Origin of the sequence: Nocardioides sp. LHD-245, from assembly GCF_030929495.1 — a bacterium.
GTDB lineage: Bacteria > Actinomycetota > Actinomycetes > Propionibacteriales > Nocardioidaceae > Nocardioides.
Map to the genome: position 1 here is coordinate 121,153 of NZ_JAVFWN010000005.1, position 21,365 is coordinate 142,517.

Consider the following 21,365-nt stretch of genomic DNA (forward strand, 5'->3'; position numbering starts at 1 on the left):
CGGAGGAGGGGTCCGCGCCGAACTCCTCCCATGAGGATCCGACTGCTCCGGACACTGCTCTGGGCCTGGTACGGCGTGCTCGCGACCCTGGTGGGGATCGGGCTCGCACATCTCGCGGCCGCGCTGACCGACCCCGCCGCCTCGCCGGTGCTGGCGGTCGGCTCGACCGTGATCGACCTGACGCCGACGCCCATGAAGGAGTGGGCGATCCGGACCTTCGGGAGCGCCGACAAGACGATCCTGGTCGGCTCGGTGCTGGCGGGCGTGCTGGTCCTGGCGGCGCTGGCCGGCGTGCTCGCGCGGCGCCGGTTCGCGCTCGGCGCGGCCGTCCTGGTCGCCCTGGTGGGGGTCGCGGCGGTCGCGGTGCTCACCCGCCCGGAGGCCGGACCGCTCGACCTGCTGCCGTGCGTGGTGGCGGCGGTGACCGCGCCCGCCGCACTTCGCCTGCTGGCACGCACCCACGAGGAGGCGGCCCGGCGTGACGACGGCCGGCGTACCGTCCTGCTGACGATCACCGCCGTCGCCGCCACCGCGGCGCTCGGGGGCATCGCCGGCCGCGTGGTGTCCCGGCTGCGCGCCCGGCCCGAGGACGTGGCCCTGCCCGCACCGGCCGACCCCGCGCCGCCGCTGCCGCGCGGGCTCGACGACCAGGTCCCGGGCATCACCCGGTTCCGCACCCCGAACACCGACTTCTACCGGGTCGACACCCGGCTCGACGTGCCGGTCCTGAGCGCCGACGACTGGACGCTGACCATCGACGGCGACGTGGGCCGGAAGGTCACCCTCACCTTCGACGAGCTGCTCGCGATGCCGATGGTCGAGCGCGACATCACGCTGACCTGCGTCTCCAACAGCGTCGGCGGCCCGTACGTCGGCGGCGCGCGCTGGCTCGGCGTCCCTCTCACCGATGTGCTCGACCTGGCGGGCATCGGGAGCACCAGGGCCGACCAGATCCTCTCCACCGACTTCGCCGGGATGACGATCAGCACCCCGCTGGCCCTCGCCACCGACGGCCGCGACGCACTCGTCGCCGTGGGCATGAACGGCAAGGCACTCCCCCGCGAGCACGGCTTCCCCGTCCGCCTGGTCATTCCCGGCCTGTACGGCTTCATCAGCGCCACCAAGTGGCTGACCCGGCTCACCTTGACGACCTACGACAAGAAGCAGGCGTACTGGACCGAGCGCGACTGGGCGACCGATGCCCCCATCAAGATCTCCGCCCGGATCGACACCCCGAAGGCGCTGGCCGAGCTCGACGCCGGCGACGTCGTGGTCGGGGGCGTCGCGTGGGCGCAGGAGCGCGGGGGCATCGCCGGCGTGCAGGTCCGTCTGGACGGCGGTCCGTGGGTCGATGCGCAGCTCGGTCCGGACGGCGGCGACGACTACTGGCGCCAGTGGTTCCACCGCTGGTCCGCCGAGCCCGGCTCACACCGGATCGCCGTCCGGGCGGTCGCGGGCAACGGCGAGCCGCAGACCGCCGTCCGGGCGGAGCCGTTCCCGAACGGCGCGAGCGGACTGCACGAACTCCTGGTCCGCGTCTCCTGACCCATCCGGTCCGGCCACGGCTCCGAATCACCTGCACACGACCTCCTACGGAAGGCACCACCATGAAGCTCCAGCGACTCACCCGCACCGCCGGCGCCACCGCCGCCGTCCTCGCCCTGTCCGTCTCCCTCGCCGCCTGCGGCGACGACGGCGACGCGAAGGACACCGACTCCGGCGGCGCCCCGAGCTCCGACAGCGGGATGACCAGCGACGCGCCGAGCACCGACGAGGGCGCGGAGGACGCGGCCGCGCAGACCTTCGGCCCCGGCTGCTCCGCCATCCCGACCTCGGGCGCCGGCTCCTTCGACGGCATGGTCAAGGACCCGGTGGCCACCGCGGCGAGCAACAACCCGCTGCTCAGCACCCTGGTCACCGCCGTCACCAGCATCGACGGCCTCGCCGACACCCTCAACGGTGCGGCCGCGCTGACCGTGTTCGCGCCGTACAACGACGCCTTCGCCGCGATCCCGGAGAAGGACCTCAACGGCCTGGTCATGGAGGGCAAGGAGAAGGGCCAGGACAGCGCGCTCTACAAGGTGCTCGCCCACCACGTGCTCGGCGCCAACGACGACCCGACGGCGGTCGTCGGCGACCAGGAGACCCTCGCGGGCGACCAGCTGACGATCGAGGGCGACGCCGAGAGCGGCATGACCGTCACCGACGGCACCGTCACCGCCCAGGTCCTCTGCGGCAACATCCCGACCGCCAACGCGACCGTCTACGTCATCGACAAGGTCCTCACCGGGGTGAAGTGACCCCGTTCGGGCACTCCAGGAGCACTCCTGACCTCGGGTCCAGCCGGCAGCGCGGCGGGAGGCGCGCGACGGCAGCTTGCTGCCCCTCACCATCGCGCCGGCGACGCGCTCGGCCAACGAACACGGAAGGATCACCCACATGGATCCGGTCCCCGGCGACCCGGCCGGCGCCCCCCGCACGGGGGCGCCGGCCGGCGGTCACGGCCCCGACCTCGGCCCCCTGCTCCAGCAGGCCGCGCGCGGCGACAGCGCCGCCTTCGCCACCCTGTACGACGCCACGGCGGCCCGGGTCCACGGCCTGGTGCTGAGGGTGGTGCGCGACCCGGCCCAGGCCGAGGAGGTCACCCAGGAGGTGTTCCTCGAGATCTGGCGCCAGGCGAGCAGGTACGACGTCGCCCGCGGCAGCGCGCTCGCGTGGCTGATGACGATCACCCATCGCAAGGCGGTGGACCGGGTCCGCAGCGCCGAGGCGGCGACCCGGCGCGACGTGACCTACGAGCAGAGCAACCGGGCAGTGGAGCACGACACCACCGTCGAGGCGGCCCACGCCTCCCTCGAGGCCCACCGGGTCCGGGCGGCGCTGACCCAGCTCACCGACGTGCAGCGCGAGGCGATCGAGCTCGCGTACTTCGGCGGCTACACCCACACCGAGGTGGCCGCCCTCCTCGACCTCCCGGTCGGGACCGCGAAGACCAGGATCCGCGACGGCCTCATCCGGCTGCGCGACACGATCGGAGTAGGACGATGACCGATCACGACCAGACCCACGACTGGGACGTGCACGCGCTGTCCGGCGCGTACGCCGTCGACGCGCTCGACGACCTCGAGCGGGCCCGGTTCGAGGCCCATCTCGCACAGTGCGCCGAGTGCCGCGAGGAGGTCGACAGCCTCCGCGAGGCCGCCACGGCGCTCGGCACCGCCGACCTCGTCGCGCCGCCGGCGGCGGTCCGCGACCAGGTGCTGGCCGGGATCGGCCGGATCCGCCCGCTGCCGCCGCAGTCGGCCGGCGGGACCAGGGCGACCCTGCGCCGTCGTACCCCGCTGCTGATCGCCGTGGCCGCCGCCGTCGTGCTCCTGCTCGGCGTCGGCGTCGCCTCGCTCCAGCCGTGGGACGGCGACGACGGCCCCCAGGAGCTGACCGCCGCCGAGCGGATCCTCAACGCCGCGGACGCCAGCACCGTGGAGAAGTCCTTCCCCGACGGGTCGAGCGCCACCATCGTCATCTCGCGCAGCGAGGGCAAGGCGCTGATCCGCACCACCGACATGGCGCTCGCACCCGACGGCAAGGCCTACGAGCTGTGGCTCCAGTCGCCCGCGGGCGAGATGGTCCCGGCCGGGCTGATGCCCGACGAGGCGGACACGACGTACGTGCTCGACGGCGACGCGTCCGAGGCGACCGGTGTCGGCATCACCGTCGAGCCCGACGGCGGCTCGCCCCAGCCGACCAGCGACCCGATCGCGCTCTTCGCCCTGGACTCGTGATGACCACTCCTCCCCCACGGCGCCTCGCCGTGGTGGGCTCCGGCGTCGCCGGGCTCACCGCGGCCTACCTCGCCGCGCGCTCCGGCGACGCCCTGGTCACCCTGCTCGAGGCCGACGACCGCCTCGGCGGGCATGCCGACACGCACACCGTGACCGACCCGGCCGGCCGGGAGCTGCGCATCGACAGCGGCTTCATCGTCCACAACCGGCGCACCTACCCGGTGCTCGTCGGGATCCTCGACGAGCTCGGCGTGCCGACCCAGGAGTCGGAGATGTCGATGTCGACCAGCGACGAGGTCACCGGCCTGGAGTGGGCGGGCGCGCTCGGTCGGCGCGGGCTGTTCCCCGCCGGCACGGGCAACCACCGCAACCCGGCGTACCTGCGGATGCTGGGCGAGATCCCGCGCTTCCACCGGGCGGCCCGCCGGCTGCTGGACTCCGGGGACGACAGCCCGACGACCCTGGCGGCCTTCCTCGACCGGCACGGCTTCTCGCCGTACTTCCGGCGGCACTTCATGGAGCCGCTCGTCGCGGCCGTGTGGTCGTGCGACCCCGACACCGCGCTGGACTACCCGGCGGCGTACCTGTTCGCCTTCCTCCGCCATCACGGCATGCTGGCCGTCCTCGGCTCGCCGCCGTGGCGCACGGTGACCGGCGGCTCCGCCACCTATGTGGCCGCGATCGCCGCGGCCGTGGAGGCCGCCGGCGGGCGGATCCGCACCGGGACGCCGGTCCTCGCGATCGAGGAGACCGAGGACGGCGTGGACGTGACCACGCCCACCGGCCGGGAGGCGTACGACGCCGTGGTGATCGCGACCCACCCGGACCAGGCGCTCGGCATGCTGGCCGCGCCGACCGCCACGCAGAAGGAGGTGCTCGACGCGATCCCGTACACCGTCAACACCGCGCTGCTGCACACCGACACCCGGCTGCTGCCGCGCGCCCGCGACGCCTGGGCGTCGTGGAACTTCCACCGGCCCCGCGCCGGTGGCGAGCCGGTGCGGGTGACCTACGACCTGACCCGGCTCCAGCGGCTGCCCACCGCCACCCGCTACCTGGTGACCCTCGGCGGCGAGGAGGTCGTGGACCCGGCGACGGTGCTGGTGCGCCGCACCTACGCCCACCCGCTCTACACGCCGGCATCCGTGGCCGCGCAGGCGCGACTGCCCGAGATCGACACCGACCGGGTCGTGTTCGCCGGCGCCTACCACGGCTGGGGGTTCCACGAGGACGGGGCACGCTCCGGCCGGCGGGCGGTCGAGCGACTCGGACTCCTCACCGCGGAGCCCGCGGCCGCGACCACCTACGCCACGACCCTCACCCATCGCCGCCGCGAGCCGCTCCGCAACGTCTTCACCCACCGCTCCCACCTCAGCGTCGTCGACCTCGACCGGGTCGCGACCGACGGCACCGTGGCCGGCGCGAACGGCCGGTTCGAGGGACGCGACCACTTCGACGGCGACACCCGCTCCGTGCGCGCCGGCCTCGACCGGTTCCTGGCGGCGCACGACATCGACCTGCGGGGCGGCCGGGCCCTGATGGCCGCCCAACCACGGGCCTTCGGGCACTGCTTCAACCCGATCTCGGTCCACTGGTGCTGGGCCCCGGGTGAGGAGGACGGCCGTCCCGCAGCCACCGTCGTCGAGGTCCACAACACCTACGGCGACCGGCACGCCTACCTGCTCGCCCCCGGTCGGGGCACCGCCGACGGGCGCAGCGTGGTCGACAAGGCGATGTACGTCTCCCCCTTCCACGGCACCGACGGGCACTACGAGGTGCTGGCCCCACCGCCCGACCCGGATACCGGACGGCTCCGAATCGCGGTCCGGCTGGTCACCGACGACGGGGCCCGGTTCGACGCGGCCCTGACCGGCGAGCCGTGCGACCCGCCGCGGCTGCCCCTCGCCGGCCTGCGCGGAGCCGCGCTGATCCGCGCCCACGGCCTGGCGCTGTGGGCGCGGCGACTGCCCGTCCGGCCCCGGCCCCGCTCCCACGCCCCGGAAGGAACCCAGCGATGACACTCACCGCCTCACCCGTCAACGCGTGGCCCGACCTGGCGCCGATCGCCGAGCGGGGCCTGTCCGCCCGGGTCGCCGAACGGCTGTTCCGGTCCGCGATCGCGCGGCGGCAGGTCACCGTGCGCCTGCACCACGCGGACGGCACGGTCGAGGACCTGGGCCGGGGCGGCCCGGCGGTCGTCGTCCACCGTCCGGCGGAGTTCTTCGCCCGCATCGGCAGGGACAAGCTGATCGGCTTCGGCGAGGCCTACCTGACGGGCGCCTGGGCCGAGGACGGCGTCCCCGGGGACGGGGTCCTCGGGGACTTCCTGACGGTCCTCGCCGCGGACATGGCCCAGCTCGTCCCCCGGGGCCTGCAGCGCCTGCGCTCGGTCGTCTCCCCACGGCTCCCGCGCAGCCACCGCGGCACCCGGGAGAACACCCGAGCGAACGTGGCCCACCACTACGACCTCTCCAACGAGCTCTTCACGGCCTTCCTCGACCCGACCCTGTCCTACTCGAGCGCGCTGTTCGCCGACCTCGACACCGCGGCGACCGAGGACCTCGGCACCGCCCAGCACCGCAAGATCGACCGGCTGCTGGACCGCGCCGGAGTCGGCCCGGGCACGCGCCTGCTGGAGATCGGCACCGGCTGGGGCGAGCTGGCGATCCGCGCCGCGGCCCGGGGCGCGACCGTCCGGTCGATCACGCTGTCGGTCGAGCAGCAGGCCCTGGCCCGCGAGCGGGTCGCCGCCGCCGGGCACGCCGAGCGGGTCCGGGTGGACCTGTGCGACTACCGCGCGCTGCTCGACGAGCCTCCGGGCACCTACGACGCGGTCGTGTCGGTGGAGATGATCGAGGCGGTCGGTCACGACTTCTGGCCGACGTACTTCGCGACCCTCGACCACGTCCTCGCACCCGGCGGGAAGGTCGCGCTGCAGGCGATCACGATGCCGCACGACCGGATGCTCGCCACCCGGTCGACGCACACCTTCATCACCAAGTACATCTTCCCCGGCGGGGCGCTGCCGTCGGTCCGCGCGATCGACCGGGTGACCCGCGACCACACGACCCTGCGGATCGTCGACGACCTCACCCTGGGCCGTCACTACGCGCAGACCCTGCTGCGCTGGGACCGCTCCTTCCTCGGCTCCCAGGAGCGGGTGGCGGAGCTCGGCTTCGACGCCACCTTCCGGCGGATGTGGCACTTCTACCTGGAGTACTGCCGCGCCGGGTTCGCCGCCGACTACATCGACGTGCACCAGTTGCTCCTCGACCGGGAGGAGGCGGAGCGGTGAGTCGCCCGGCGAGGAGCGCCACCGTCGCGACGGATCTGGCGGACACGCTGCGCCCGTTCGTCGGCGGCGACCTGCCCGTGCGCCTCGTCGCCTGGGACGGTACGACGGCGGGGCCGGTCGACGCACCCGTGGTGGAGCTCCGCTCACCCGACGCCCTGCGCCGGCTGCTCTGGCATCCCGGCGAGCTGGGGGCCGCGCAGGCCTACGTGACCGGCGAGCTCGACGTACCCGGCGACCTCGACGCGGCGCTGACCCACGCCTTCGCGGTCGCCGCCGACCGCGGGCTGCCCCGTCGCCGGCCGCCGCTGCGCGCGGTGGCCGGAGCCCTGCGGTCGGCGATGGGGCTGGACCTCCTCGGCCGGCCACCCGCGCCGCCGGCCACGCAGGCCCGGGTCCGCGGCCGGCTGCACAGCAAGGACCGCGACCGGCGGGCGATCAGCCACCACTACGACACCACCGCCGAGTTCTACGCGCTGATCCTCGACGAGCGGACGATGGCGTACTCGTGCGGCTACCACTCCTCCCCCGAGCAGCCGCTGGCCGACGCCCAGGAGGCCAAGCTGGACCTGGTCTGCCGCAAGCTCGGCCTCGAGCCGGGGATGCGGGTACTCGACGTCGGCTGCGGCTGGGGATCGCTCTCCCTGCATGCCGCCGAGCACTTCGGCGCGCACGTCGTGGGGGTCACGATCTCGGCGGAGCAGCGGCGCTTCGCGCAGGCGGCGGCCCGCCGGCGTGGCGTGGCCGACCGGGTGGAGATCCGGCTCTGCGACTACCGCGACGCGGTGCCGCTCCAGGGCGCGGAGTACGACGCGGTCGCGTCGCTGGAGATGGGCGAGCACGTCGGCGAGCGCAACTACCCGGCGTACGCCCGGGTGCTGCGCGACTCCGTCCGGCCGGGTGGCCGGGTGCTGGTCCAGCAGATGTCGCGCGGCGCCAGCCACCCCGGCGGCGGCCCGTTCATCGAGTCCTTCATCGCGCCGGACATGCACATGCGCCCGGTCGGCGCAACGATCGGCCTGCTCGAGGGGGCCGGCCTGGAGCTGCGCGGCGTGGAGGCGCTGCGCGAGCACTACGTGCTGACGGTCGCGGGCTGGCTGCGGCGGTTCGAGGAGAACCTCGACGCGATCACCGCACTCGTCGGCGAGGAGCTGGTCCGGGTCTGGCGCCTCTACCTCGTCGGGGGGTCGATGGCCTTCCGGGACGGCCGGATGGGCGTCGACCAGCTGCTGCTGACGCGGAGGGCCGGACGGTGACTCCCGTCCTGGTCAGCATCGGCCTGTCCGTCGTAGCCGCCGCCGCGGTGATGACGGCGACCGCGCTGGTGGCGCGGCAGCAGGGCCGCGTGGCCGTCGTCGACGTCGCCTGGGGGGCGGCGTTCGGCGTGGCGGCGCTCGCGTGTGGGGCGGGAGCGGCGGTCGGGGACGCGGGCTCGGGCCCGCGGACCTGGCTGCTGGTCGCTCTCGTCGTGGCCTGGGGTGGTCGGCTCGCGTGGCACATCGGGCGCCGTACGGCCCAGCACACCGGGGAGGACCCGCGCTACGAGAAGCTGCTCGGCGGACCGCTGCGCGAGGTCGGGATGGCGCGGGCGGTGCGCAAGGTGTTCGCCCTGCAGGGCGCGCTCGTCCCGGTCATCGCGCTGCCCGTCTCCGTCGGCGTGGTGCTCGAGGTGCGCTGGTGGCCGGCCGTGGTGGTGGGCGTGGTGGTGTGGGCGGTCGGGCTCTTCTTCGAGGCGGTCGGCGACGCCCAGCTGGCGGCATACCGCTCCCGGCCACGCGAGCAGCGCCCGCCCGTCCTCGACACGGGGCTGTGGGCCTGGACGCGGCACCCGAACTACTTCGGCGACGCCTGCGTGTGGTGGGGCCTGTGGCTGGCCGGCGGCCTGGCCTCCGGCTGGGTCGCGGGCCTGGCCACGGTCGTCGCGCCGCTCGCGATGACCTGGTTCCTCAGCGAGGCGACCGGCGCGAAGCTGATCGAGCAGACGATGATGCGGCGGCCGGGCTATCCGGCGTACGCCGCCCGCACGTCCCGGTTCCTGCCGCGACCGCCTCGCCGGGGCCGAACTGCCGGGTCCTAGGGTTTGAGCGTGACGGACGCGCAGCAGGGCAGCCACGCCACCGACGGCACCGACGGCACCGCGGAGGAGTACCTCCGCCTGGCCTCGGCCGACAACTTCCGCGACATCGCCGGCGGCGGCTACGCCACCGCTGACGGCGGCCGGCTGCGCACCGGCGTCTTCTACCGCTCCAACGACCTCCGGCTGACCGAGGACGACCACAGCCGGCTGGGCTCGCTCGGACTGCGTGCCGTGATCGATCTCCGCTCGCCCGCCGAGGTCGCGCTCCATCCCGACCCCGACGTCCCCGGTGCCGAGGCCCTGCACTTCGACGCCATCGGCATCCCGCTGGAGCGGATGTCCGGGCTGCGGCGCCGCGAGGACGCCGTCGCCCTGATGGACGACGTCTACCGCACCTTCGTCACCGAGGACCGCTCCCGCACGGCGTTCGGGGGCGTCCTGCGCCAGCTCGCCACCGGCGGGCCCCAGCTCTTCCACTGCTCGGCCGGCAAGGACCGCACCGGCTGGGTCTCCGCGCTCCTGCTGCACATCGCCGGCGTCGACGACCCGACGATCGAGAGCGACTACCTGCTCACCAACGCCCGCAGCGCCGCCAGCCGCGCCCGGGTCGAGGCGGAGATCGCCGGCCACCTGGGCCCGGACGCGGTCGCCGTCTACGAGCCGACCCTGGTCGTCACGACCGAGTACCTCGACGCCGCGTGGACGGCGGTCGACCGGCACTTCGGGGACCGGCCGTCGTACCTGCGCGACGGGCTGGGCCTGGACGACGACCTGCTGGGCGAGCTGCGGGCCATGTTGCGGGGCACTCCGTAGGACGATGTAACACGCCGTCCACCCGACCACCAGGCGATCGTCAGCGCGACAACGGCGTGTCGTACGGCGTGTCGTACGGCGTGTCGTCACGTGGACGGCGTGTTACAGCATGGCTGCGCCGATCAGGCGCCGAGCAGCTCCCGCTCCGCGGCGATGGTGGTGTCCTCACCGTGGCCGGTGTGGACCACCGTCTCCCCGGGCAACGCGAACAGCTTCGCCCGGATGGAGGCCTCCAGGGTGGGCCGGTCGCTGTAGGAGCGACCGGTCGCGCCGGGACCGCCGTGGAAGAGGGTGTCCCCGGTGAACACGCACCCGAGGTCGGGGGCGTGGAGACACACCGCGCCCGGGGCGTGGCCCGGGGTGTGGATCACCCGCAGCGTCGTACCGGCGACCTCGATGCTCTGGCCGTCGGCGAGGTCGGCGTCCCACAGGTAGCCGTCAGGGCTCTGGTCGTCACCGTGGGTGAGCTCCCACAGCGGCCTGTCGTCGGGGTGCAGCAGGATCGGCGCGCCCTGGCCGTCGTTGGCGGCCTCGCGCAGGGCGGGAGCCACCCGGACGTGGTCGTCGTGGGCGTGGGTGCACACGATGGCCTTGATCCGGCGGCCCCCGACGACGGCGAGGATGTCCTCGACGCTGTGCGGTGCGTCGATCACGACGCACTCGGTGTCGTCGCCCACCACCCAGACGTTGTTGTCGACCTCGAAGGTCTCCCCGTCGAGGGAGAAGGTGCCGGACGTGACGGCATGGTCGACCCGTGCCGTCACAGGATCACGACCGAGCGGAGTACGTCGCCGTGGTGCATCTTGGCGAACGCGGCCTCGATGTCGCCGATGCCGATCTCCTCGGTGACGAACGCGTCCAGGTCGAGCCGACCCTGCTGGTACAGGTCGACCAGCATCGGGAAGTCCCGGCTGGGCAGACAGTCGCCGTACCACGACGACTTCAACGCCCCACCGCGACCGAACACGTCGATCAACGGCAGCTCGGGGACCTTCATGTCCGGGGTCGGGACACCGACCAGGACCACCGTGCCGGCCAGGTCGCGGGCGTAGAACGCCTGCTTCCACGTCTCGGGACGGCCCACCGCCTCGACCACCACGTCGGCGCCGTCGGCACCCTCGTAGACCTCACCGCAGATCCGCTTGATCTCCTCCACCGGATCCACGGCGGAGGAGTCGACGGTGTGGGTCGCGCCCATCTCCTTGGCCTTCTCCAGCTTCTTCGCGTCGATGTCGACCGCGATGATCGGGCTGGCGCCCGCCAGCGCGGCGCCCGCGATCGCGGCCACGCCGACGCCGCCGCAGCCGATGACCGCGATCGACTTCCCGCGAGTGATCTGGCCGGTGTTGATCGCGGCGCCGATGCCGGCCATCACGCCACAGCCCAGCAGCCCCACCGCGGCGGGACGGGCCTTCGGGTCGACCTTGGTGCACTGCCCGGCCGCGACCAGGGTCTTCTCCGCGAACGCGCCGATGCCCAGCGCGGGGGACAGCTCCGTGCCGGCGTCGGGTCCCTCGGCGAGGGTCATCCGCTGCTTCGCGTTGTGGGTGTTGAAGCAGTACTGCAGATCGCCCCGCTTGCAGGCGCGGCACTCGCCGCACACCGCACGCCAGTTCAGCACCACCGAATCACCGACGGCGACCGACGTGACGTCCGGCCCGACGGCCTCCACGATGCCCGAGGCCTCATGGCCCAGCAGGAACGGGAACTCGTCGTTGATCCCACCCTCGCGGTAGTGCAGGTCGGTGTGGCAGACCCCGCACGAGAGCACCCTCACCACTGCCTCGCCCGGTCCCGGGTCCGGCACATTGATCGTCACGACCTCCACCGGCGCACCCTTGACCCGCGCCACCACGGCCTTGACCTGCTGCGTCATCCGCACTGCTCCCTGCTCTCGACTGCCGGGGTCGTGCACCCCGTCGGGGACATCATGTCGGTTCGATGGTTGGGTTCGGATTGGTGCCGATCCGATCAACCCACCTGATCCGATCGGAAGCGATCCGGGATCCTCAGATCGAGGGCGGCAGGGAGTCGCGGAGGTTGAACGGCTGCGTCGGCTCGTCGGCCGCCTCCGGCCGCGGGGGACGGCCGGGGATGTGCTGCTTGTGGACCTTCTCGGTCCGCGGGTCGAGCACGATCTCGTGGGTGTCGCCGTCGCGGCCGTCGAAGCGGACGGCCACGGTCTCGAAGCCCTTGTGCCGCTGCATCTGGGCATACATGGCGTACGCGCGGCGGTCCGCCTCGGTGAGGTCGACGGAGTCGGTGAACGGCGTCAGCAGGGCACGCGGCCACAGCTTGCGGGCGAGGACGACGTTGACCTCGATGCCGAGGACACCCATGATCGCCCCGATGTAGAGCAGGCCCATCAGGCCGAGGACGACGCCGAAGGTGGCCATGCCGTTGCGGTCGGCGCTGGCGATGACGTTGGTGACGTACGCCGTGCCGATGTACTGCAGGAACTGCCACAGCACCGCGACCGTGAACCCGCCCGGCGCCGCCCGGATCCCCCGGTCCCGGATCGCGCGGGCGGCAGCGACCCGCAGCAGCACCGTCATCGCCGAGCCGAGGATCGCCACGGTCAGCAGCCGCACCATCCAGTGGAACCAGCCGTGCCGCGAGAGGGAGCCGACCAGATCGGTCTCCGTGAGGACCGCCGAGCCGATCGAGATCGTGAAGATGAAGGTGCCCGCGACGAAGAGCAGGAACAGGCTGTTGACCCGGGTCATCACCGGGTGCGGGCGGCTGTTGCGTGGCACCGCCCAAGCCGCGGACTGCACGTTCTGCAGCGCCAGGCCGAGCCCGAGCGCGCCGTACAGCGCGGTCAGGGAGCCGACGATGATGCCGCCGGTCGAGCCCTTGATGCCGGCCGGCCGGCCGAGCTGGTCGCCGATGATCGGGAACTGGCCGAGCGCCGAGTCGAGGACCTGCTCCTGCAGCCGTGGGTTGCCGTCGAGGAAGAAGCCGAGGATCGAGGTCGCGAGCAGCAGGAGCGGGAAGATCGAGAGGAAGGCGTAGAACGTCAGGATCGCCGCGAGGTAGTTGCCCTGGTCGTCGAAGAACTTGTAGACGACAGCGAGCGGGAAGCCGAAGACTGATCTCTTCCGCTGCCCGCGATCGATGTTGCCGACGACACCCACGGCCAGAACCTACGGCATCGCCCCGTGCGCTCCTGGGAGGTGGTCAGGCGAGCAGCGCCGAGATCAGCACCGCCACCGGGGCCGAGGCCATCGTGGAGACGAAGATGGCGTCGCGGGCCAGCAGGATGCCGCGCTCGTAGCGCATCGCGACGACGAACACGTTCTGCGCCGTCGGCAGCGCCGACAGCAGCGTGACCGCGAACAGCTCCGTGTCCTCCAGGCCGACGGCGAACCGCCCGACGAGGTACGCCGCCACCGGCTGGATCACCATCTTCAGCGAGGTCACGGTGGCCAGCGCCCGCGGCGTCACCCCGCGTCCGGGCAGCGGGCCGAGGCGGAGCGCGACGCCGTACGCGATGAGCATCGCGGGCACCGCCATCCCGCCGACGAGCTCCAGCGGCGCGTGCACCGTCCGCGGCAGCTCGGTGTCGGTCGCGGCGAGGAGGAGGCCCGCGAAGGAGGCGATCGTGAGTGGGTTGGTGACCGGCCGGGACACGATCTTGAGGACCGACGGCCGCTCCGGGCTGGTCACCACGTCGAGCACCGTCAGCGCCAGCGGCTGGAGCACGAGGAGCTGCATCAGCAGCGCCGGGACGACGAGCGCCGCGTCACCCAGCGCGTACGCCGCGATCGGGATGCCGAGGTTGCCCGCGTTGACGTACGCCGAGCACAGCGTGGCCACCACCGACGTACCGGCGTCGAGCCGGCGGATCCGCGCGACCACGACCATGATCCCGGCGCTGACGATCACGCCCGCGGCCGTCGCGACCAGTGGCCCGGACAGCACCCGCGACGGCTCGGAGTCCTCGAGCACGGTGACCAGCAGGGCCGGGCTGGCGAGGTAGAAGGAGGCCAGCGACAGGCTGCGCTGGCCGTGGGCGTCGACGATGCCCCGGTCGGCCAGGAGTGCGCCGAGGGCGATCACGATCGCGATCGTCGCGAACCCCTCCAGCACCCCGGTCACGGGTCGATCCCATCACCCGCCCGCCGGACCGGTCCGTCAGGGGTACGGCGGGGGCAGCCGGGAGCCGGCCGGACGCGGCCTGGTCGTGCGCGGTTCACCTACCAGAATTGTCGACGACCGGCCCGCCGGGCGACGAATTCGGTAGGTGAGCCGCGGGCCCGCGCCTCAGGACGCGATCCGCCGACGCGCGGTGACCAGGTGCAGCCGCGCCAGGGTCTCGAGCTGCCGGTCCGAGCGGCCGATCAGGTCATCGAGGAGCGCGGCGTCGAGCCGTGGGTCGTCGTCAGCGACCGCGCGCAGCACCTCCCACCCGCTGCGCTTGCCGAACACCGCGATCCGCAGCGCCTCGATCTCGACCAGGTCGGTCAGCGGCGCGCGGGTGAGGATCCGGCCGTTGGGCTTGAGGCGACCGAGCTCGGCGCCGACCTTCGCCGCGACGGTCCCGATCGTGCTCGGGCTCGTGCCGACGTCGCGCATGACGCGGCCCAGGGTCGCGCGCTCCTCCGCCACCTCCTCGGCGAGCCCGTCGAGGGCCGCGGCGACCTCGGCGATGCCGTGGGTCCGGGCCACGCGCCGGAAGAGCGACACCCCCGCCGTCGATCCGGCCCAGTGGTGCTGCAGGTAGCCGTGGAGTACCTCGTCGTCCATCCTTCCGGCGTACCCGTTCCGCCCGGCGGCAGACGCCGGCTCCGGCGGCAGGTGGATGCGCGGTGCGCTGTTCAACTACCGGAATTGTCGTCGCCGACGCCGGCGGACGACGAATTCGGTAGTTGAACCGCGCACCCCACGGACCTCAGTACGACTTGGGCAGCCCCAGCGAGTGCATGGCCACGAAGTTGAGGATCATCTCCCGGCTGACCGGGGCGATCCGGCCCAGGCGGGCGGCGACGAGCATGTTGCCGAGGCCGTACTCCTGGGTGAGGCCGTTGCCGCCGTGGGTGTGGACGGCGACGTCGGTGGCGTTGCAGGCGACCTCGCCGCCGGCGTACTTGGCCATGTTGGCGTACTCACCGGCGGTGAAGTCGTCGCCGGCGTCGTAGAGCGCGGCGGCCTTCTGCCAGAGCAGGCGGGCCTGCTCGAGCTCGATCTTCACCTTGGCCAGCGGGTGCGCGATGCCCTGGTGGGCCCCGATGGGCTGGTCCTTCCAGACCGAGCGCTCCTTGGCGTACGCCGTCGCCTTCTCCAGCGCGTAGCGCGCGATGCCGCAGGAGAACGCGCCGCCCATGATCCGCTCGGGGTTGAGCCCGGCGAAGAGCTGCCACAGGCCGCCGTCCTCGTCGCCGACCAGGCTGTCGGCGGGAACCCGGACGTCGTCGAGGAAGAGGGTGAACTGCTTCTCCGGCGCCTGCCACGACATCGGGATGGGCTGCTTGGTGAACCCCTCCGCGTCCGTCGGGACGACGAACAGCGCGGGCTTCAGCTTGCCGGTCTTGGCGTCCTCGGTACGCGAGACGATGAGCACCGACTGGGCCTCGTCGACGCCGGAGATGAACGTCTTCTGCCCATTGAGCACCCAGTGGTCGCCGTCGCGGGTGGCGGTCGTGGTGATCTGGTGCGAGTTCGAGCCCGCGTCGGCCTCGGTGATGCCGAAGGCCATCAGATGGGTGCCGTCGGCGATGGAGGGCAGCCAGCGCTGCTTCTGCTCGTCGGTGCCGCAGCGGCTGATGATCGAGCCGCAGATGGCGGGCGAGACGACCATCATCAGCAGCGGGGCGCCGGCCGCGGCCGACTCCTCGAGGACGGCGGCCAGGTCGGCCATGCCGCCGCCCCCGCCGCCGTACTCCTCGGGGATGTTGACGCCGAGGAAGCCGTTGCGGCCCATCTCGAGCCACATGTCGGTCATCTTGCCGCCCTCGCGGGCCTGCTTCTCGACGTACTCGCGGCCGTACTTGCTCGCGAGCTTCTTGACCGCCTCGCGCAGCGCGACGCGCTCCTCCGGCTCGGTGAACATCGTCCCCGTTGTCACAGTCATGCGTTCTCCTCCTCCGGAGCGGCCTCGGCCGGCTCGACGACGGCGAGCACGGCGCCCGCCTCGACCTGCTGACCGGCCGACGCCGACAGCTCGGTGACGGTGCCCGCATAGGGCGCCGCGATGGTGTGCTGCATCTTCATGGCCTCCATCACGAGGATGGGCTGCCCTTCCTGTACGACGTCCCCGAGCGCCGCCCGGACCGCGATCACGCTGCCCGGCATCGGCGCCAGCAGCGATCCGGCGGCCACCTGGGTCGACGGGTCGACGAAGCGGGGCTTGCGGCGCAGCGCGACGTGCCCCAGGGACGACTCGACGTCGACCCGGTCGCCGGCAGGGTCGGCGAAGACCGTGAAGGTCCGGGCCACCCCGTCCACCTCGATCGTCACCGTCTCCGGGCCGGCCGCGGTGACCACCACGCACGGGCGTCGGTCGCTTCGCTCCCCGCCGGCTTCGCCAGCCAGGTCGGCGGAGCGGAAGGTGCGCCCGCCGTACCAGCGGACCAGGTGCTCCTCATCCCCCTGCAGGAAGGTGGTCACCTGGGGACCCGCGAGGACGTTGCGCCACCCGGCGGGGATCCGCGACTGCACGGGGCGCGCGACCCGCGCGGCCTCGGCCAGCGCGACCGCCGCGGCGAACGCCGAGATCTCGATCGTGCCCTCGCCACCGGGTGCGGCCGCGAGGGTGGCCAGGTCGGCGGCGTCGAGCCAGGTCGTGTGCATGTCGCCGGCGGTGAACACCGGGTCGCGCAGCAGGTTGACCAGCAGGTCCCGGTTGGTGACCAGCCCGTGCAGCTCGGCCTTGGCGAGCGCGCCGGCCAGCTGGCGCAGGGCCTGCTCGCGGGTCGGCGCGTGCACGATCACCTTGGCGATCATCGCGTCGTAGAAGGTGCCGATCTCGTCGCCGGAACCGACGCCCGAGTCGAGCCGGATGCCGTACGACGCGGGCCCCTCGAAGGCACTCACGACGCCGGGGATCTCGAACCGGGCGATCCGTCCGCTCTGCGGCTGGTAGCCGGCGGCCGGGTCCTCGGCGTAGAGCCGGACCTCGACGGCGTGGCCGTCCGGCTCCCCAACGGCCACCGCCGGGGAGTGGCCCTCGGCGACGGCGATCTGCAGGGCGACCAGGTCGACGCCGTACACCGCCTCGGTGACGGGGTGCTCGACCTGGAGGCGGGTGTTCATCTCCAGGAAGTAGAAGCGGTCCGACGTCGGGGAGTAGAGGAACTCGACCGTGCCCGCGCCGCGGTAGTCGATCGCCTCCGCCGCCGCCCGCGCCGCCTCGTGCAGGGCCTTGCGGGTCGCGTCCGGCAGGCCGGGCGCCGGCGCCTCCTCGATCACCTTCTGGTGCCGGCGCTGCACCGAGCAGTCGCGCTCCCCGAGCACGATCGTGCCGTCCGGCGTACCGAGCACCTGGACCTCGATGTGGCGGCCGTCCTCGACATAGGTCTCCACGAAGACGGTGCCGTCGCCGAACGCGGACGCCGCCTCGGCCGACGCGATGGCGACCTCCGCCTCGACCTGCGCGACGTCGCGCACGATCCGCATGCCGCGACCACCGCCGCCGGCGGACGCCTTGACGATGACCGGCAGCTCGAAGGACGTGACGGCCGCCGGCTCCAGCTGGCCGAGTACCGGTACGCCGGCGGCGTGCATCAACTCCTTGGAGCGGACCTTGTCGCCCATCGCCGTGATCGACGCGGGTGCCGGACCGACCCAGGTCAGGCCGGCGTCGATCACCTGCTGGGCGAAGTCGGCGTTCTCGGAGAGGAAGCCGTAGCCGGGGTGGACGGCGTCGGCGCCGGCCCTGAGCGCGGCGGCGATGACGAGGTCGCCGCGCAGATAGGTCTCGGCGGGGGTGTTCCCCGGCAGCCGGACGGCGGCGTCGGCGTCGCTCACGAACGGCATCCCCGCGTCGGCGTCCGAGTGGACGGCGACGGTCTCGATGCCGAGGTCGCGGCAGGTGCGGAAGACGCGGCGGGCGATCTCGCCGCGGTTGGCGACGAGCAGGCGGCGCACGGTGGTGGAGCTTGTCGGAACCATCAGGCCCTCACATCCGGAAGACGCCGAAGTTCATGGCGCCCTCGATCGGCTGGTTGTCGATGACGGAGAGGCAGATGCCCAGCACCGTCCGGGTGTCGCGCGGGTCGATCACGCCGTCGTCGTAGACCATCCCCGACAGGACGTAGGGCAGCGACTGCTCCTCGATCTGCTGCTCGACCATCTCCTTGATCGCGACGAATCCCTCGGCGTCGAAGGGCTGGCCCTTCTTCTCCGCCGACTCGCGCGCGACGATCTCGAGCACGCCGGCGAGCTGGGCGGGGCCCATCACCGACGACTTGGCCGAGGGCCAGGTGAACAGGAAGCGCGGGTCGTAGGCGCGGCCGTTCATGCCGTAGTTGCCGGCGCCGTAGGACGCCCCCATGATCACCGTCAGGTGCGGCACCTTCGAGTTGGAGACCGCGTTGATCATCATCGCGCCGTGCTTGATGATGCCGCCCTGCTCGTAGTCCGCGCCGACCATGTAGCCGGTGGTGTTGTGCAGGAAGAGCAGCGGCGTGTCCTTCTGGTTGGCCAGCTGGATGAACTGCGCGGCCTTCTGGGCCTCCTCGCTCATCAGCACGCCGCGCGCGTTGGCGAGGATGCCGATCGGGTGGCCGTGGAGCTGGGCCCAGCCGACGCAGAGCGCCGAGCCGTAGAGCGGCTTGAACTCGTCGAAGGCGACCTCGTTGCCCGGTCCGGTGCCGTCGACGATCCGCAGGATCGCCTCGCGCGGGTCGAAGGGCTCCTTGAGGTCGGTCGGGATCAGGTCGAGCAGGTCCTCGGGGTCGAGGTCCGGCTCGGCGAAGGGCGCGGTCGGGACGTCGCCCTGCTTGCGCCAGTTGAGCCGGGCGACGGTACGCCGGGCGAGCCGGATCGCGTCGTACTCGTCGACCGCGAGGAAGTCGGAGGAGCCGGAGATCCGCGAGTGCATCTCGGCACCGCCGAGCGTCTCGTCGTCGGACTCCTCGCCGGTCGCCATCTTGACCAGCGGCGGGCCGGCCAGGAACACCTTGGCCTGCTCCTTGACCATGATCACGTAGTCGCTCATGCCGGGCACGTAGGCACCGCCGGCGGTGGAGTTGCCGAAGACCACCGAGATGGTGGGCTGCTTGCGGGCGCTGGACCGCGTGAGATCGCGGAAGCCGCGGCCCCCGGGGATGAAGATCTCCTTCTGGGTGGGGAGATCCGCGCCGCCGGACTCGGTCAGGTTGATCGTGGGGAGGAAGTTCTTCTCGGCGATCTCGGCCGCCCGGAAGGACTTCTTCAGCGACCACGGGTTGAGGGCGCCGCCCTTGACCGTGGGGTCGTTGGCGACGATCAGGCACTCGACGCCCTCGACGACGCCGATCCCGGTCACCAGCGAGGCGCCGACCGCGAAGTCGCTGCCCCAGCCGGCCAGCGGCATCAGCTCGAGGAAGGCGGAGCCCTCGTCGACGAGAAGGTCGATCCGCTCGCGGGCGGTGAGCTTGCCGCGGTCCTTGTGCCGGGCGATGTACTTGCCGCCGGCCTCGACCGCCTTGGCCTGCTCGGCGTGCAGGTCGGCCAGCTTGGCCTCCATCGCCGTGCGACGGGCCTGCTCGGGTGCCTGCTCCGGCGCCTCGGTCTCCGTCGTGGTCATGCCTCCACCACCGCCTTCATCCTCTCCAGGGTCGTGCGCATGCCGCGCTCGTTGGTCTTGCCGCGGAGCCGGCCCAGGACCAGCCAGTAGCCGCGCATGAACCAGGCCGGCGTGAGCCGGAAGTACTCGGTGACGCTGGTGCCGCCGTTCTCGGCCTGCATCCGGTAGCCCCAGGTGTTGAGGGCGTTGCCGTCGAGGCCGACGGCGAACTCGAACACCTCGTTCTCGACGGCCTTCGTGACCGTGCACGGCGTCCAGTAGACGGGGCCGACGCCGTTGCGCTTCACGTGGCCCTTGAAGCGCGCGCCGACCACCGGACCGGTGGCGCCGTGGGTCCATTCCGCCTCGAGCGTCTCGGGCGAGAACTCGCCGATCCGGGTGACATCGCTGACCAGCGCCCAGACGTCCTCGACCGGTGCCTTCATGTGCACGGTGACCTCGCCGCCGAGCGGCTTCACCAGGCTCATCCGGCATACCCCAGGAGCTTGGCCGCGAGGTCGGTGAGGACCTCGGTCGCACCGCCGCCGATCGGCAGCAGGCGAACGTCGCGGTAGTGCCGCTCGACCTCGGACTCGCGCATGTAGCCCATGCCGCCGTGCAGCTGGACCGCCTGGTCGGCCACCCACACCGCCGTGTCGACGGCGGTCTGCTTGGCCAGGCAGGCCTCGGCGATGACGTTCTCGCCGGCGACGTAGCGCTGGGCCACCTCGAGCGTGTAGCCGCGGGCGACCGCGACCTGGCGGTGCATCTCGACGAGCTTGGCGCGCACCACCTGGTTCTTGACCAGCGGGTTGCCGAAGGTCTCGCGGGTCTTGCAGTAGTCGACGCTGAGGTTGAGGCAGCGCAGCGCGTGGCCGTAGCCCATCAGCGCGAGGAAGATCCGCTCGGTGACGAAGTTCTCGGCGATGTAGTAGAAGCCGTGGTTCTCCTGGCCGACCAGGTTGCCGACCGGGACCCGCACGTCGACGTACGACAGCTCGCCGGTGTCGGACGCGAGCCAGCCCATCTTGTCGAGCTTGCGGGAGACCGTGAAGCCCGGCGTCCCCTTGGGTACGACGATCATCGAGATGCCGTGCGCGCCTGCCTCACCCGTGCGGACGGCCGTCGTCACGAAGTCGCCGCGGACGCTGGAGGTGATGAACGTCTTGGCGCCGTTGATCACCCAGTGGTCGCCGTCGCGGACGGCGCGGGTGGTGATGCTCGCGACGTCGGAGCCGGTGCCGGGCTCGGTGACCGCCATCGAGCCGATCAGGTCTCCGGACAGCGTCGGGCGGACCCACGCGTCGATCAGCTCCTGGCTGCCGTTCTGGATGATGTGCGGGATCGCGATGCCGTGCGTGAACGCCGACGCCATCGCACCGCCGGACCAGCCGGCCTCCATGAAGCCCTCCTGGGCCGCGCAGATGTCCATCAGCGTGCCGCCGTCGCCGCCGACCTCCTCAGCGACGCCGACGCCGAGAAGGCCCGCGTGGGCGAGCTTCTTCTGCAGCTCGCGGGGCAGCTCGCCGTCCTTCTCCCACTGGTCCAGGTGGGGGGTCACCTCACGCTTCGTGAACGCGATGGCGGACTGCTTGAGGGCGCGCTGCTCCGTGGTCCAGCCGTGGTCGAAGGTCGTCATCGGGGTCCCCGCGAACTTGTTCGGAGAAGCGAAGTGGGGGAGAAGAAGTTCGT

General features: G+C 72.5%; 19 protein-coding genes. 9 read left to right on the forward strand and 10 right to left on the reverse strand.

Going from position 1 to position 21,365, the window contains the following annotated elements:
• The first annotated feature begins 30 nt into the window (after positions 1 to 30).
• From RB608_RS09570 to RB608_RS09610, 9 genes are all read left to right on the forward strand, one after another.
• Complete coding sequence (locus RB608_RS09570) at positions 31 to 1,545, forward strand: molybdopterin-dependent oxidoreductase (protein WP_308087605.1); 1,515 nt, start codon at positions 31 to 33, stop codon at positions 1,543 to 1,545.
• A gap of 62 nt (positions 1,546 to 1,607) precedes the next feature.
• Positions 1,608 to 2,300, forward strand: a complete 693-nt coding sequence (locus tag RB608_RS09575; RefSeq protein ID WP_308087606.1) for a fasciclin domain-containing protein — start codon at positions 1,608 to 1,610, stop codon at positions 2,298 to 2,300.
• 139 nt (positions 2,301 to 2,439) lie between these two features.
• Positions 2,440 to 3,048 (forward strand): ECF RNA polymerase sigma factor SigK, encoded by a 609-nt coding sequence (sigK, locus tag RB608_RS09580; protein ID WP_308087607.1) that lies wholly within the window; start codon positions 2,440 to 2,442, stop codon positions 3,046 to 3,048.
• Positions 3,045 to 3,782 (forward strand): anti-sigma factor, encoded by a 738-nt coding sequence (locus RB608_RS09585; RefSeq protein WP_308087608.1) that lies wholly within the window; start codon positions 3,045 to 3,047, stop codon positions 3,780 to 3,782. The genes sigK and RB608_RS09585 overlap by 4 nt, the downstream gene beginning before the upstream one ends.
• Positions 3,782 to 5,800, forward strand: coding sequence for an FAD-dependent oxidoreductase (locus tag RB608_RS09590; protein WP_308087609.1), 2,019 nt, complete (start codon positions 3,782 to 3,784; stop codon positions 5,798 to 5,800). Before RB608_RS09585 ends, RB608_RS09590 begins: the two co-directional genes overlap by 1 nt.
• Positions 5,797 to 7,077: a class I SAM-dependent methyltransferase gene (locus tag RB608_RS09595; RefSeq protein WP_308087610.1), complete on the forward strand. Its 1,281-nt coding sequence runs from the start codon at positions 5,797 to 5,799 to the stop codon at positions 7,075 to 7,077. The genes RB608_RS09590 and RB608_RS09595 overlap by 4 nt, the downstream gene beginning before the upstream one ends.
• Positions 7,074 to 8,330, forward strand: a complete 1,257-nt coding sequence (locus tag RB608_RS09600; RefSeq protein ID WP_308087611.1) for a cyclopropane-fatty-acyl-phospholipid synthase family protein — start codon at positions 7,074 to 7,076, stop codon at positions 8,328 to 8,330. Before RB608_RS09595 ends, RB608_RS09600 begins: the two co-directional genes overlap by 4 nt.
• Positions 8,327 to 9,151 (forward strand): DUF1295 domain-containing protein, encoded by an 825-nt coding sequence (locus RB608_RS09605; RefSeq protein WP_308087612.1) that lies wholly within the window; start codon positions 8,327 to 8,329, stop codon positions 9,149 to 9,151. The genes RB608_RS09600 and RB608_RS09605 overlap by 4 nt, the downstream gene beginning before the upstream one ends.
• Positions 9,152 to 9,160: 9 nt before the next feature.
• Positions 9,161 to 9,964: a tyrosine-protein phosphatase gene (locus RB608_RS09610; protein WP_308087613.1), complete on the forward strand. Its 804-nt coding sequence runs from the start codon at positions 9,161 to 9,163 to the stop codon at positions 9,962 to 9,964.
• A 122-nt stretch (positions 9,965 to 10,086) separates the two neighbouring features.
• On the opposite strand, the gene RB608_RS09615 is transcribed toward RB608_RS09610, so the two are convergent.
• The 10 genes from RB608_RS09615 to RB608_RS09660 all read right to left on the reverse strand — a co-directional run bounded on the left by RB608_RS09615 (position 10,087) and on the right by RB608_RS09660 (position 21,312).
• Entirely contained in the window at positions 10,087 to 10,728 is a 642-nt protein-coding gene (locus RB608_RS09615; protein WP_308087614.1) for an MBL fold metallo-hydrolase, read from the reverse strand.
• A complete protein-coding gene (locus RB608_RS09620) occupies positions 10,725 to 11,840 on the reverse strand; it encodes an S-(hydroxymethyl)mycothiol dehydrogenase (protein ID WP_308087615.1) in 1,116 nt (371 codons plus the stop codon). Before RB608_RS09620 ends, RB608_RS09615 begins: the two co-directional genes overlap by 4 nt.
• A gap of 133 nt (positions 11,841 to 11,973) precedes the next feature.
• A complete protein-coding gene (locus RB608_RS09625) occupies positions 11,974 to 13,101 on the reverse strand; it encodes a YihY/virulence factor BrkB family protein (protein ID WP_308087616.1) in 1,128 nt (375 codons plus the stop codon).
• Between the two features lie 43 nt (positions 13,102 to 13,144).
• Complete coding sequence (locus RB608_RS09630) at positions 13,145 to 14,065, reverse strand: AEC family transporter (RefSeq protein WP_308087617.1); 921 nt, start codon at positions 14,063 to 14,065, stop codon at positions 13,145 to 13,147.
• 165 nt (positions 14,066 to 14,230) lie between these two features.
• Positions 14,231 to 14,713: a hypothetical protein gene (locus RB608_RS09635; protein WP_308087618.1), complete on the reverse strand. Its 483-nt coding sequence runs from the start codon at positions 14,711 to 14,713 to the stop codon at positions 14,231 to 14,233.
• Positions 14,714 to 14,858: 145 nt separating this feature from the next.
• Positions 14,859 to 16,037, reverse strand: a complete 1,179-nt coding sequence (locus RB608_RS09640) for an acyl-CoA dehydrogenase family protein (protein WP_308087619.1) — start codon at positions 16,035 to 16,037, stop codon at positions 14,859 to 14,861.
• Complete coding sequence (locus tag RB608_RS09645) at positions 16,034 to 18,076, reverse strand: biotin carboxylase N-terminal domain-containing protein (RefSeq protein WP_308087620.1); 2,043 nt, start codon at positions 18,074 to 18,076, stop codon at positions 16,034 to 16,036. The genes RB608_RS09640 and RB608_RS09645 overlap by 4 nt, the downstream gene beginning before the upstream one ends.
• Before the next feature lie 7 nt (positions 18,077 to 18,083).
• Complete coding sequence (locus RB608_RS09650) at positions 18,084 to 19,694, reverse strand: acyl-CoA carboxylase subunit beta (protein WP_308087621.1); 1,611 nt, start codon at positions 19,692 to 19,694, stop codon at positions 18,084 to 18,086.
• On the reverse strand, positions 19,691 to 20,161 hold the full coding sequence (locus RB608_RS09655; RefSeq protein ID WP_308087622.1) for an SRPBCC family protein: 471 nt from the start codon (positions 20,159 to 20,161) through the stop codon (positions 19,691 to 19,693). Before RB608_RS09655 ends, RB608_RS09650 begins: the two co-directional genes overlap by 4 nt.
• Complete coding sequence (locus tag RB608_RS09660; RefSeq protein ID WP_308087623.1) at positions 20,158 to 21,312, reverse strand: acyl-CoA dehydrogenase family protein; 1,155 nt, start codon at positions 21,310 to 21,312, stop codon at positions 20,158 to 20,160. The genes RB608_RS09655 and RB608_RS09660 overlap by 4 nt, the downstream gene beginning before the upstream one ends.
• Between the last annotated feature and the right edge of the window lie 53 nt (positions 21,313 to 21,365).